Source organism: Bosea sp. (in: a-proteobacteria), from assembly GCF_023953965.1.
Lineage (GTDB): Bacteria > Pseudomonadota > Alphaproteobacteria > Rhizobiales > Beijerinckiaceae > Allobosea.
The window spans coordinates 290,742-303,507 of sequence record NZ_JAMLIX010000002.1 but is presented as its reverse complement, the minus strand read 5'-3'; the positions used below and the strand labels follow the sequence as shown (position 1 = coordinate 303,507).

Sequence of the window (12,766 nt, the reverse complement as noted above, 5' to 3'; positions counted from 1 at the left end):
GCCGGCCGCCTCAATGATCGTGGGAATGGCCCTTGTGGCCATGCGCCGCGCCGTGAGCGTGGCCATGATCGTGATGGCCGTGGTCATGGCCGCAGCCGCAACCCTCGCCATGCGCATGATGGTGCTCGTGCGCATGCGCATGGTCGTGACCATGATGCCCATGACGGTGGCCATGGTCATCGCCGTGATGATGATCGTGGCCATGGTGATGGTGTTCGTGCCCGCAGCCGCAATCGTCGCCATGGGCGTGGTGACGGACCTCCGGCTCCGGCTGGAACGGGCGCTCGACCACGCTCATCGCGCAGCCCTGCCCGCGCACCAGCTCGCCGAGCGCGGCGTCGTTGGCGACATAGAGCGCCTCCGCCGTCATCTCGGCCGGAACGTGACGGCCGCCGAGATGCCAGGCGAGGCGGATGAGCCGCAGCGGGTTCTCGGCGCGGATCTCGAGCAGGCTTTCGGCCGCGGCCCTGACCTGGACGAGGCGGCCGTCCTCGAGCTTCAGCGCGTCGCCGTCGTTCAGCACCGCCGGCCTGTCGAGGTCGATCGTGACGGACAGCCCGCCCGCCGTCGTGACGGTGGCGCCGCCGCGGTTGCGGTCCTTGTGGCCCAGCGCGATCGTATCGGCGACGCGATCGGCCTTGACGGCGGCTTTGCGAAGAACGGAGGTGGCGCGAAGCATCTGCGGCGGTTCCCTGGCATGGGCCGGAGGCGCGACGGCGCCCAGAGCCCGGACCGCAGCTTAGTAGCACAAACCGGCGGCCGTGCTACCCGGCTCTCAGGGGGCCTCGGCCAGCAGACGCTCGACCTCCTCGCGCCGCGGCGCGCCGGCGCGCCCGCCGAAGCGGGTGCATTTGATCGCGGCGGTCGCGGAGGCGAAGCGGATCGCGGCGAGCTCGCCCTGCCCCTCGGCGAGCGCGAGCGCGAAGGCCCCGTGCCAGACATCGCCGGCGCCGAGCGTATCGACCGTCTCCACCCTGAAAGCCGGAACGTGGCTGACCGCGCCGTCTTCCATGAACAGCACGCCCTCCCGGCCGAGCGTGACCGCAAGCCAGCTCGGGACCTCGGCCGCGACCCGGCTAAGCCCGGCGCGCGGATCGTCCTCGCCCGAGAGCTCGCGCAGCGCCTGCTGGCTGAAGGCGACATGGCTCGCCGTGCCGACGAGGCCCGGATGCGGCGGGTTGCGGTCACCGTCGAGCACGCCGGGCACGCCGGCTTTGCGCGCAAGCTCGAGCGCGGCGAAAGCGCCCTCGCCCCAGCGCGTGTCGGCAAGCACCGCGCCCGCGCCTTCCGGCAGCGCCCGCGGCAGCCAGCCGGTATCTTCCGGCATGGCCGGGTCGGAATAGGAGATCACCATGCGCTCGCCCTCAGCATCGACGACGATGGCCGAGACGGGGGAGCGTAACCCCGCGACCCGGCGCACGAAGCCGGCATCGACACCCTCGCCTTCGAGATCGGCGACGATCTGGTCGCCGGTCGGATCGTCGGCGAGGCGGGTGGCGAGCCAGCAGGCGCCGCCGAGCCGCGCGATCGCGACCGCGGCGTTGCCGGCACAGCCGCCACCGACGACGGCGAGCCCGCGCGAGCGGTATTTCTCGCCGCCCACGGGCAGGGTCTCGACGCTGTAGACGTAATCCAGCGTGGCGATGCCGAGGCAGAAGACGCCGGGACGACCGGTTTCACGAGCCAAAACGTTGGCCTTCGATATCCGTGTGGACGAAATCATCGCCCTTGTAGGCGAGCTTCATACCGGCCGCCCGGGCGGACGCATAGGCGAAACAATCCCCCATGTTGAGGCGCGCGGGATGGCGGGTCGAATGATGGTATGCGGCCGCGCAGGCGTGAGCGATCCGACCGACCCCGTCATCGATTGCGACGATCCGAATCTTCGCGTCTTCGAGGAAGTCCCGCACCACCCTGTACCCTTCGTCGATGCCGAAGCGCTTTACTGCAGCCAGGCGCGCCGACGCCTCGAATATGGCGATGGGCGACGTCAGGATCTCGTTCTCGTCGACCAGCGATGCCCTGATCGAGGGAGCTTCAGGCTCTTCCAACAAATTCGCCACGATGACGGAGGCGTCCAGAAACATCAGGCGTCACCATATTCGCGGTCGAAGAATTCCTTATGAGTCAGGCCGTCATCGACAGTCGGGTAAGCCGCCAGCCTTTCCTGTGCCTTGCGCGTGGCTTCGTCGACCTGCCGACGCCGCTCCTCGCGGCGCTTCAGCTCGCGTTCCACCGCCATGCCGATCGCGGCCTGCAAGCTGATGCCGTCACGCTCCGCGAGTTCGCGGACCATGCGGTCGATCCTCGGGTCGCGGACGAGAATGCCCATCGCAGCCTCCATGATATCAATCGATGATATCATGGAGGCTATCGCCCGCCAATATCGCGTTCACCAGCTCCCGGTGTTCGGCATGCTCAGCCACGGCTCGGCCGGGGGCTTGGGCTCGCCCTTCTGGAGCAGCTCGATCGAGATGTTCTCGGGCGAGCGGATGAAGGCCATATTGCCGTCGCGCGGCGGGCGGTTGATGGTGACGCCGGCCTTCATCAGCCTGTCGCAGGTGGCGTAGATATCGTCGACCTCATAGGCGAGATGCCCGAAATTGCGACCGCCGGTGTAGGTTTCCGGGTCCCAGTTCCAGGTCAGCTCCAGGGTCGGGCGGCCGCGCGAGGCGCCGGCCTTCGCCTGCGCGAGGTCGTCCGGGGCGGCCAGGAAGACCAGGGTGAAGCGGCCCTTCTCGTTCTCGACACGGCGGGTCTCGGTGAGCCCGAGCCTGCCGACGTAGAAATCAAGCGCCTGATCCAGGTCGGTCACGCGCACCATGGTGTGGAGATAACGCATCGTCTGTCCTCGTCGAAAGGGCGGCAGGGTTGATCCGTTTCCTAAATCAGGCAAGAGCATCCCCGTTCCAAGCGCTTCCGAACAGGACGAGCCATGACGACAACGCAAGACGGGCCGGCGACGGAACCGGCCGCGCGCGCCACGCCCGCCCAGATCGCGCTGATCAAGCAGCGCGCCGCGATCCTCTCGGTGATGGCGACGATCCTGCTGACGGGGGCGAAGATCCTCGGCGCCGTCATCTCCGGCTCGCTCGCCCTGCTCACCGACGCGCTGCAGGGGCTGGTCGATGTCGGCTCGACGCTGTTCACCTGGTTTGCCGTGCGCGCCTCCGACAAGCCCGCCGACGAGGAGCATCATTACGGCCATGGCAAGGTCGAGGCTCTCGCCGCGCTGGTCGAGACCGCGATCCTGTTCATTCTCGCCGGTGCGATCCTCTGGGAAGCCGGCAACCGGCTCTGGAGCAACATCACCGCCCATGTCGAGGTGACGCCGCTCGTCATCGGCGTGATGCTGCTGTCGATGACGGTCGACGCCATCCGCTGGCGCTCCCTGACCAAGGTCGCGAAGGAGACCGGCAGCGAGGCGCTGGCCGGCGAGGCCACCCATTTCTCGGCCGATTTCGTCGGCTCGGCGCTGGTGCTGCTCGGCCTCATCGGAACCTGGTACGGGCTCGAGCGGGCCGACACCGCCGCCGCCTTCGCGATCGCGGCCTATACCGCCTTCTGCGCCTACCGGCTCGCCCGGCGCGTGCTCGACACGCTGATGGACACCGCCCCTGAAGGCGTCGGCGAGAGGCTGCGCGACGCGGCCCGCGGCGTGCCCGGCGTGGTCGGCCTCAACTGGCTGCGCATCCGCCCGGCCGGCGGGCGCGTCCATGGCGAGATCGGCATCAGCGTCTCGCGGACGCTGCCGCTCGACCGGGTCGTGGCGATCAAGGCCGAGCTCGGCGAGGCCCTGGCCGCGGCCGAGCCCGGCGCCGAGATCACGATCACGGCCGACCCCGTGCAGGTCGACGACGAGACGGCGCTCGAACGCGTGCTGCTGATCGCGCTGAAGCTCAAGATCCCGGTGCACCACGTCACCGTCCACTCGATCGGCGACAAGCTCTCGGTCAGCCTCGACATGGAGGTCGACGCCACCCTGCCGCTCGGCGCCGCGCACGAGATCGCGACGCGGCTCGAAAGCGCGATCAGGGCCGAGTTCGGCGGGGAAACCGAGGTCGAGACCCATATCGAGCCGATGGAGACCGGCCAGCCCGCCGGCCACAACGCCGCCTGGGAAACGGTCGAGGACATCGGCAAGACGCTGGCGGGCGAGGCCGGCAAGCTTGACGGGCCGATCCACGACATCCACAGCGTGCGCGTGCGCCAGACCGCCAAGGGGCTGGTGGTCAACTACCATTGCCGGGTCGACGCCGGGCTCGACGTCGCCGCCGTGCATGAAGCGGTCGATGCGATCGAGCGGGCGGTCCGGATCGCCCGCCCGCAGGTCTGCCGGCTGGTCAGCCATGCGGAGCCGGCGGTGGCGCCCTAGATCATCGCGCGTCCTATCGGACGCGGTCACGATGATCTATCTCAGGACGGGAAGGCACTGGTTTCCGAGATGTTCGGGTCAAGCCCGAACATGACGGCGGTGTTTCCCTCCCACGCCGGCATGCTCTAGAAACGCCGCCTGACCTTCGCCATCAGGGTTGCCATGCCGACCGACGACGCCCCGCTGATCCGCCTCGAGGATTACCGCCCCAGCGACTGGCTGATCGATACCGTCGATCTCGATATCGGCCTGCATCCACGCAAGACACAGGTGCGCGCTTTGCTCGCGCTGCGGCCCAACCCGGACGGAAGGCCCGGCGCCCCACTCATCCTCGATGGCGACGAGCTTGCGCTGAAGGCGATCAGCCTCGACGGCAAGCCGCTCGACCGTTCAGCCTATACGGCGACGCCGCGCGCGCTGACGATCCCCACCCCGCCGCCGCACGACTTCACGCTGACGATCGAGACCGAGATCGACCCCTCCGCCAACACCAGGCTGATGGGGCTCTACCGCTCGTCGCAGGTCTATTGCACGCAATGCGAGGCCGACGGCTTCCGCCGCATCACCTATTTCCTCGACCGGCCGGACGTGATGAGCGTCTATACGGTGAGGCTCGAAGCCGCGAAGGCCGAGGCGCCGGTGCTGCTCTCCAACGGCAATCTCGTCGCGGCGGCGGAACTGCCGGGCGGCGAGCGGCATTTCGCCGTCTGGCACGACCCGCATCCCAAGCCCGCCTATCTCTTCGCGCTGGTCGGCGGCGCGCTCGACCATGTCCGGCAGGACTACGTCACGGCCGAGGGCCGCAAGGTCGAGCTCGCCGTGCATGTCGAGCCCGGCAAGGCGGGGCGCGCCGGCTGGGCGCTGGATTGCCTCGCCCGCTCGATGCGCTGGGACGAGCGCGTCTTCGGCCTGAGCTACGATCTCGACGTATTCAACGTCGTCGCCGTCTCCGACTTCAACATGGGCGCGATGGAGAACAAGGGCCTCAACATCTTCAACGACAAATACGTGCTGGCCGATCCGCTGACCGCGACCGACGGCGACTACGCTTCGATCGAGGCGATCATCGCGCATGAGTATTTCCACAACTGGACCGGCAACCGCATCACCTGCCGCGACTGGTTCCAGCTCTGCCTGAAGGAGGGGCTGACCGTCTTCCGCGACCAGGAATTCTCCGCCGACGAGCGCTCGCGCCCGGTGAAGCGCATCGCCGATGTGCGCACGTTGCGCTCGACCCAGTTCTCGGAGGATGCCGGGCCGCTCGCCCATCCGGTCCGGCCGCGCGCCTACAAGGAAATCAACAACTTCTACACGCCGACCGTCTACGAGAAGGGTGCGGAGGTGATCCGCATGCTCAAAACCCTGATCGGCGACGACGCCTTCAGGCGGGGCATGGACCTCTATTTCGAACGCTGCGACGGCACCGCCGCGACGATCGAGGATTTTCTCGCCTGCTTCGCCGAAAGCGCGGGCCGGGACCTCTCCCATTTCGCCCGCTGGTACGAGCAGGCCGGCACGCCGACCATCGTGGCATCCGGCCGCTACGATGCCGCGGGGAAGCGCTACACGCTGGAGTTCGCGCAAAGCACGCCACCGACTCCCGGCCAGAGCGGGAAGGAGCCGATGGTGCTGCCGATCCGGCTCGGCCTCGTCGGCAGCAGGGGCGACCTGCCGCTGAAGACCGCTTCGAACGCCTATGCCGGCGACGGGCTCGTCGTGCTCGACCGGGCTTCGCTCGCGATCACCTTCGAGGATGTCCCGGAGGCGCCGATCCCCTCGCTGATGCGCGGCTTCTCGGCGCCGGCGCGGCTCGAACTCGACCTGTCCGATGCCGATCTCGTGCGGCAATTCGCTTCCGACAGCGATTCCTTCAACCGTTGGCAAGCCTTGCAGAGCGTGGCCACCCGCGCGCTCGTGGCCGCGGGCAGGCCCGGCGCCGATCCGGGCCTCCTCGCCGCGACCGCGGGCCGGCTCGGCACGGCGCTACGCAGCTTCCTTCAAAGCGATGCCTTGTCCGACCCGGCCTTCGCGGCGCAGGTGCTGCGGCTGCCCGCGCCCGCCGACATCGCCCGCGAGATCGGTCGGGACGTCGATCCCGAGGCGATCTTCGCCGCCCATCGCGGCCTCTCGACCGCGATCGGCTCGAGCCTTCTCGAGGCGCTGCCGGCCTTGCGCGAGACGCTCGTCGCGAGCGGCGCCTATCGCCCCGACTCCGCTTCCGCCGGGCGGCGGGCGCTGCGCAACGAATTGCTCGGGCTCGCGGCGCTCTCCGCGCCGGCCGAGGCCGCCGATCTTTGCGAGGCGCAGTTCGACGGCGGCGACAACCTGACCGACCGGCTGGCGGCGCTCGCGGCGATGACGCTGATCCCCGGCGAACGCCGCGAGGCTCTGATCGCCCGCTTCGCGGAAACCTATGCGAACGAGCCGCTGGTGCTCGACAAATGGCTGATGGCGCAAGCGCTCATTCCCGAGCCTGCCACGCTGGAGCGCGTCGAGCGGCTGATGCGCCATCCCGCCTTCTCGCTCGGCAACCCCAACCGCGTCCGGGCGCTGATCGGCGGCTTCGCGGCGAACCTGACACAGTTCAACCGGGCCGATGGCGCCGGCTACCGCTTCGTCGCCGGGATCGTCGTCGCGCTCGACAGGACGAACCCGCAGGTCGCCTCGCGCCTGCTCGGCTCGTTCAAGAGTTGGCGCATGCTGGAGCCCGGCCGCAAGCAGCTGGCGCGGGAGGCGCTCGGCACCGTCGCAAACCTGCCGAACCTGTCGCGCGACGTCGCCGACATCGCCGAAAGGGCGCTCGCCTGAGCGCTCTTCCGGCAGTGGTTAATGCCGACCTGTCCAAAACATTAACGTTTCATTACCCGCACAGGATTCATCGCCGCAAGCGCCACAACCTAAAGGAGAATTCGACACCCTTGACTCAACTCAAGGCTAGACAAACCGGAGCGCCCGGATTCAACTGACGGTGATTCGCGGGGATGCGGCACGTCTCCCGATCTGCTGACGGTGAAGTATCCGAAGGGGAACGGGCATGTCGCGTGCCAACGCGAGCTGCGCATCCGTGCGCGCCGACACGATTCTGGGTGTGGCACGATCGCTGACGCATCCTCTGTACCAGCGCTTCGAAAGCTTCGAGCCGACCTTCCGCACCGCCATACCCACGCTGGTCGGGATCTTCCTCGTCATCCTCGGCGCCGGCGCGCTGATCCAGATCACCGCCATGCGCGACGACGCCCTGATCGACGCGGCCGGCGACATGGAGCTCGTCTCCGCGCTGGTCGCACGCGAGCTCGATGCCGCGACGCTGGCGGAGCGGGAGCCGGCGGCCGCGCTCGCCGCGCTCGCCGCCCGCCACCTCGCCAAGCAGGGCCGCATCGTCCATGTCAGCCGCGCTGACGGGCGCGTCGTCGCCAGCGAGCCGGTGATCGGCCAGACCCAGCGCACGCTCGTCGACCTGCTCGGGCAGACCCAGCCGCTCACCGTCTTCGGCGACCGCGCCGGCGTGATGCGCATCACGCTCCCCAACGGCGCAGACGCCTTCGCCAGCGTGCGCAACCTCACAGCCCCGCTCGGGCAGGTCGCGGTGCTGCAGCCGGTGTCGCGGGCGCTCTCGACCTGGCAGATCCGCCGTTCGGGGCTGGCCATCCTGTTCGGCGCCGCCGGCCTCGTGCTCGGCGTCACCACGCTCGCCTTCATGCTCCAGTCGAAGCGGGCGAGCGCAGCCGACCAGGATTGCGACTGCGTGCGCGAGCGCATCGACACCGCGCTCAACCGCGGCCATTGCGGGCTGTGGGACTGGGACCTAGCGCGCGGCCGGATCTACTGGTCGGATTCGATGTATGCGCTGCTCGGCTACGACCGCTCGGGCGAGTACATGTCCTTCGGCGAGGTCTCGAGCTTCATCCACCGCGAGGATGTCGACCTCTACGCGCTCGCCGACGCGATCAGCCGCGGCGAGGCAGACCATCTCGACCGCGAATTCCGGGTGCGCGCCGCCTCGGGCGAATGGCTCTGGCTCAAGGCGCGCGCGGAGCTCGTGATCGACCGGCGCACCCGCTCGCGCCATCTCGTCGGCATCGTCGTCGACATCTCCGAGCAGCGCCGCATGGCCGAGCGCACCGCCACCGCCGACGCGCGCCTGCGCGACGCGGTCGAGGCGATCTCGGAAGCCTTCGTGCTCTGGGACGCCGAGAACCGCCTCGTGCTCTGCAACGCGAAATACCAGCAGCTCCACCAGCTTCCGGCCGAGGCGCTGCAATCGGGCACTCCTTACGACGAGATCATGGAGTTCTCGGCCCAGCCGCAGATCGACCGCGAGCCGCTGCGGGTGCAGCGCGGCACCGCCGGCGCCTCCTACGAGGCCCGCCTCTCGGACGGGCGCTGGCTGCAGATCAACGGCCGGCGCACCAAGGACGGCGGCTCGGTCTCGGTCGGCACCGACATCACCAAGCTGAAGCAGCAGGAGGAACGGCTCACCCAGTCCGAGCACCAGCTCCTGATGCACGTCACCGACCTCAAGGCCTCGCGCCAGAAGCTTGAGGCCCAGGCCCAGCAGCTCGCCGACCTCGCCGAGCGCTATCTCGAGCAGAAGGCCGCCGCCGAAAGCGCCAACCGCGCCAAATCCGAATTCCTCGCCAATATGAGCCATGAGCTGCGCACGCCGCTCAACGCCATCATCGGCTTCTCCGAGATCATGGAAGGCGGGATGTTCGGCCCGCTCGGCGAGAAATACACCGATTACGTCCGCGACATCCGTTCCAGCGGCGGCTATCTGCTCGGCATTATCGACGACATCCTCGACATGTCGCGCATCGAATCCGGCAGGATGCGGCTGGAGAAGGCCGAGATCGCGCTTAAGCCCGTGCTCGACCAGGTCTTGCTGAAGGTCCAGCCCGAGGTGGAGCGCAAGCAGATCGTGCTCACCATCGAAGGCCCGCTCGACACCCCGCTCTCGGCCGATCCGCACGCGCTCTACCAGATCCTCGGCAACCTGCTCGACAACGCCGCCAAGTTCACGCCCGAAGGCGGACGGATCGCGGTGCGCACCCGCTCCGTCCCCGGCGCGCTCAACATCTTCGTCGAGGATACCGGGATCGGCATCCCGAAGGAGAAGATCGAGCGCATCAGCCGGCCCTTCGAGCAGGTCGAGGGCGATCTGGTGCGCAGCTACAAGGGCTCGGGGCTCGGGCTCGCCATCGCCCGCTCGCTGACCGAGCTGCATGGCGGCTCGCTGCGCCTGCGCTCGGCGGTGGGCGCCGGCACCATCGTCATGGTTCACCTGCCGCTCGACGGCGGCGCCGAACACGTCACCGCGCAGGCGGCTTGAAAGGTCCAGCTCACCCTGCCCTCGTCATGCCGGGGCTTCGCGAAGCGAAGAACCCGGAATGACAAAGGTGTGGGCTGCGCACAGCGGAGACTCAATTCTTCCGCGCCTCGCCCAGAACCCGCGTGAAGATCGCCCTCACCGCCCCGCGCACCTCGTCGAGCTCCGCTTTCAGCACCTTGGCGTCGGGCCGGCCGACCGCGGTCGCGATCCGGCGCAGCACACGCGGCGGCACGGCCTTGGGATCGAACGCCTCCTCGACGGTGAAGCGCTGCCAGAGCTGGACGTCGCCGATCAGGCGATGCGCCTCCAGAAGGACCGACGCATCGCCTTCCGACAGAAGCCCGGCTGAACGCGCGGCGGCGAAGACCGCGGCCGTGTCGTTGACGATCAGGCCGGGATGCCGGCCGGCATAGGCGAGCAGCAGGAACTGGGCGAGGAAATCGAGATCGGTGATGCCGCCGGCGGCGAGCTTCAGGTCCCAGGGGTCCTTATCGCCCTTCTCTTTCGCGATCAGCGCGCGCATCTCCGCCACCGCCGTCGCGACCTTTGCGGGCACACGCTCGCGCGACAGGATCGCGCGGATCGCGGCTTCGACCCGCCGCGCGAGCCCGGCATCGCCGGCGACGACCCGCGCACGCGTCAGCGCCATCTCCTCCCAGATCTCCGCATCGCCGGCGTGATAGGCCTCGAAGCTCGCGAACTGGGTCGCGACCGGGCTCTTGTTGCCGGTCGGGCGCAAGCGCATGTCGACCTGGTAGAGCGTGCCGCGCCGGGTCGGCACCGTCAGCGCCGCGACGAGGCGCTGGGTGAACCGGACATGCCAGGTGACGGGGTCGAGGCTTCGCGCGCCGTCGCTCTGGGCGGCCTCCTCGGGCCGGTCGTAGAGCAGGATCAGGTCGAGATCGGATGACGGTGTCAGTTCGCCCGCGCCGAGCCGGCCGAGGCCGAGCACCACCGTCTCGGCGCCCTCGACGACGCCGTGGTCTTCCGCGAAGGCCCGGCGCGTATCGGCGAAGGCGACGCGCAGGCAGGCTTCCGCGACCGCGCAATAGGCCTGCCCCGCGCCTTGCGCCGGATAGGCGCCGGAGAGGAGCCGCGCGCCGACCAGGAAATTCTCCTGCCGGGCAGCGTCGCGCAGGCGATCGAGCCCGTCCTCGACGCTCGGCGGCGGCGAACCGACATAGGCGCGGATGCGCTTCTCGAGCGCTGCGACATCCGGCGCCGCCTGCCCGAAGGCCGGATCGATGACGCCGTCGAGCACATGGGGATGGAGCGCGGCGACCTTGGCGAGGCGCGGCGCGCTGCCCAAAATCTCGGCGAAGAGCGTCAGCAGGGAATCATGCGAGCGCAGCAGCGTCAGAAGCTCGATCGCCGCCGGCATCCGCACGAAGGCATTGTCGAGATGGGCGAGCGCGCCATCCGGATCGGCTGTGCGGCCGAGCGCGACGAGCAGCGCCGGCGTCAGCTCCGTCAGCACCTCCCGCGCTCGCGCGCTGGTGACGGCGGCGCGGCGGCCGAAATGCCAGCCGCGCACCGTCTCCGCGGCGAGTGCGCCGTCGCGGAAGCCGAGCTTGACCAGCGTCTCGATGGTTTCGGGATCGGCCTCGGAGCCGGTGAAGCTCAGCGTCCCGGCCTCGGAGGCGAGGCTCGGCCCCTCCTCGAACAGCAGGGCGTAATGGCCCTCGACGCGCCTGGCGTGCGCCGTCAGCGCCTTGCCGAAGGCGGCCGCGGAAGGATAGCCGCAGAAGCGGGCGAAGCCTTCGAGATCGGCCGCGGCTTTCGGCAGGGTCTGCGTCTGCTCGTCGTCCTGCATCTGAAGGCGATGCTCGATGGTGCGCAGCCAGCGATAGGATTCGGAGAGCTCGTCGCGGGCCGCAGGCGTGATCCAGCCTTCGTTGGTCAGCTCCTTCAGCATGTCGAGCGTGCGCGGGCCGCGCAAGGCCGGGCGGCGGCCGCCGAAGACGAGCTGCTGGGTCTGGACGAAGAACTCGATCTCGCGGATGCCGCCGCGGCCGAGCTTCACGTTGTGGCCGGCGACCGCGATGGTCTCGTGGCCCTTCACGGTCTGGATCTGGCGCTTCATCGCATGGATGTCGGCGATGGTCGCGAAGTCGAAATATTTGCGCCAGATGAAGGGGGCGAGGTCCTTCAGGAAACGCACCCCGACCGCGATGTCGCCGGCGATGGGCCGGGCCTTGATCATCGCGGCGCGTTCCCAGTTCTGCCCCACCGTCTCGTAATAGGAATAGGCCGAGGGCAGCGCGATCGCGACATGGGTCGAGGCCGGGTCCGGCCGCAGCCGCAGGTCGACGCGGAAGACGTAGCCGTCCGGCGTGCGCTCCTGGATGATGCGGGCGATCTGCTGGGTCAGCTTGACGAAGAAGCTCGACGGCTCGCCGACGCCGGCCGCCTCCGCCGCCTCGGGGTCGAAGAAGACGACGATGTCGATGTCGGAGGAATAGTTCAGTTCGCCCGCGCCGTGCTTGCCGAGCGCCAGTACGACGAGGCCGGAGCCGGGACCGGGATCGGCGGGGTCGGCGAGGTTGATCCGGCCGAGATCGGCGGCCTGGCGCAGGACATGGTCGGTGGCCAGCCGCGCGGCCATGTCGGCGGTCGCGGTCAGCGCCTGCGTCACGGTCTCGACGTCCCAGGCGCCGCCGATATCGGAAAGCGCGATCAGGAGCGCCATCGAGCGGCGGAAACGGCGCAGCGCGCGCATCAGATCGGCGGTCTCGGGGCCTGCCGCACCGAAGGCCGCGATATCGGTGAGAAGCGCGTCGCGGCGCGCTTCCGGCGCTTGCACCAGGCTGGCGAGCAGTCCGGCCGGATCGAAGCGCATGATCTGGGTGAGGAAGGGCGAATGGCTCAGTATGCCGGCGATGAGCGCGGCCGAGCGTGGATGCTCGGCCAGATGCGCCTTCAGCGCCGCGGCGGCCTCCTCGTCGTGGAGGCGCTCGATCAGCTCGCGCTTCAGCAGCGTCTCGGCCTTGGCCTTCGCCGGCAGGACCGGCGCCGCTTCGAGCCTGTCACAGAGCCGTTCCGCCATCGCGCATCTTCCTGCC

At 69.1% G+C, this 12,766-nt stretch carries 9 protein-coding genes; 3 read left to right on the top strand and 6 right to left on the bottom strand.

The annotated features are described in order from the left end of the window. Positions 1–10: 10 nt before the first annotated feature. The 5 genes from M9917_RS16360 to M9917_RS16340 form a co-directional block, all read right to left on the bottom strand. The gene (locus M9917_RS16360) at positions 11–679 is read right to left on the bottom strand and encodes an urease accessory protein UreE (RefSeq protein ID WP_297255432.1); all 669 of its coding nucleotides are present in this window, start codon (positions 677–679) and stop codon (positions 11–13) included. A gap of 96 nt (positions 680–775) precedes the next feature. Next, on the bottom strand, positions 776–1,687 hold the full coding sequence (locus M9917_RS16355; RefSeq protein WP_297255430.1) for a PfkB family carbohydrate kinase: 912 nt from the start codon (positions 1,685–1,687) through the stop codon (positions 776–778). Further along, entirely contained in the window at positions 1,677–2,087 is a 411-nt protein-coding gene (locus tag M9917_RS16350) for a type II toxin-antitoxin system VapC family toxin (RefSeq protein ID WP_297255427.1), read from the bottom strand. The genes M9917_RS16355 and M9917_RS16350 overlap by 11 nt, the downstream gene beginning before the upstream one ends. Then, positions 2,087–2,332, bottom strand: coding sequence for a type II toxin-antitoxin system VapB family antitoxin (locus tag M9917_RS16345; RefSeq protein ID WP_297255425.1), 246 nt, complete (start codon positions 2,330–2,332; stop codon positions 2,087–2,089). The genes M9917_RS16350 and M9917_RS16345 overlap by 1 nt, the downstream gene beginning before the upstream one ends. A gap of 60 nt (positions 2,333–2,392) precedes the next feature. Further along, the gene (locus M9917_RS16340) at positions 2,393–2,842 is read right to left on the bottom strand and encodes a VOC family protein (RefSeq protein WP_297255424.1); all 450 of its coding nucleotides are present in this window, start codon (positions 2,840–2,842) and stop codon (positions 2,393–2,395) included. Between the two features lie 93 nt (positions 2,843–2,935). Between M9917_RS16340 and M9917_RS16335 the strand changes: the two genes are divergently transcribed. The 3 genes from M9917_RS16335 (at position 2,936) to M9917_RS16325 (ending at position 9,704) form a co-directional block, all read left to right on the top strand. After that, a complete protein-coding gene (locus tag M9917_RS16335) occupies positions 2,936–4,375 on the top strand; it encodes a cation diffusion facilitator family transporter (protein ID WP_297255422.1) in 1,440 nt (479 codons plus the stop codon). 162 nt (positions 4,376–4,537) lie between these two features. After that, positions 4,538–7,183: an aminopeptidase N gene (pepN, locus tag M9917_RS16330; protein WP_297255420.1), complete on the top strand. Its 2,646-nt coding sequence runs from the start codon at positions 4,538–4,540 to the stop codon at positions 7,181–7,183. A 226-nt stretch (positions 7,184–7,409) separates the two neighbouring features. After that, a complete protein-coding gene (locus M9917_RS16325; protein ID WP_297255418.1) occupies positions 7,410–9,704 on the top strand; it encodes a PAS domain-containing sensor histidine kinase in 2,295 nt (764 codons plus the stop codon). Positions 9,705–9,795: 91 nt separating this feature from the next. On the opposite strand, the gene M9917_RS16320 is transcribed toward M9917_RS16325, so the two are convergent. Continuing rightward, positions 9,796–12,750, bottom strand: a complete 2,955-nt coding sequence (locus M9917_RS16320) for a bifunctional [glutamine synthetase] adenylyltransferase/[glutamine synthetase]-adenylyl-L-tyrosine phosphorylase (protein WP_297255416.1) — start codon at positions 12,748–12,750, stop codon at positions 9,796–9,798. Between the last annotated feature and the right edge of the window lie 16 nt (positions 12,751–12,766).

Coding starts and splice junctions, on each gene's coding strand:
- M9917_RS16360 (WP_297255432.1), bottom strand. CDS start 679: ATGCTTCGCGCCACCTCCGTTCTTCGCAAAGCCGCCGTCAAGGCCGAT.
- M9917_RS16350 (WP_297255427.1), bottom strand. CDS start 2,087: ATGTTTCTGGACGCCTCCGTCATCGTGGCGAATTTGTTGGAAGAGCCT.
- M9917_RS16345 (WP_297255425.1), bottom strand. CDS start 2,332: ATGGGCATTCTCGTCCGCGACCCGAGGATCGACCGCATGGTCCGCGAA.
- M9917_RS16340 (WP_297255424.1), bottom strand. CDS start 2,842: ATGCGTTATCTCCACACCATGGTGCGCGTGACCGACCTGGATCAGGCG.
- M9917_RS16335 (WP_297255422.1), top strand. CDS start 2,936: ATGACGACAACGCAAGACGGGCCGGCGACGGAACCGGCCGCGCGCGCC.
- pepN (WP_297255420.1), top strand. CDS start 4,538: ATGCCGACCGACGACGCCCCGCTGATCCGCCTCGAGGATTACCGCCCC.
- M9917_RS16325 (WP_297255418.1), top strand. CDS start 7,410: ATGTCGCGTGCCAACGCGAGCTGCGCATCCGTGCGCGCCGACACGATT.
- M9917_RS16320 (WP_297255416.1), bottom strand. CDS start 12,750: ATGGCGGAACGGCTCTGTGACAGGCTCGAAGCGGCGCCGGTCCTGCCG.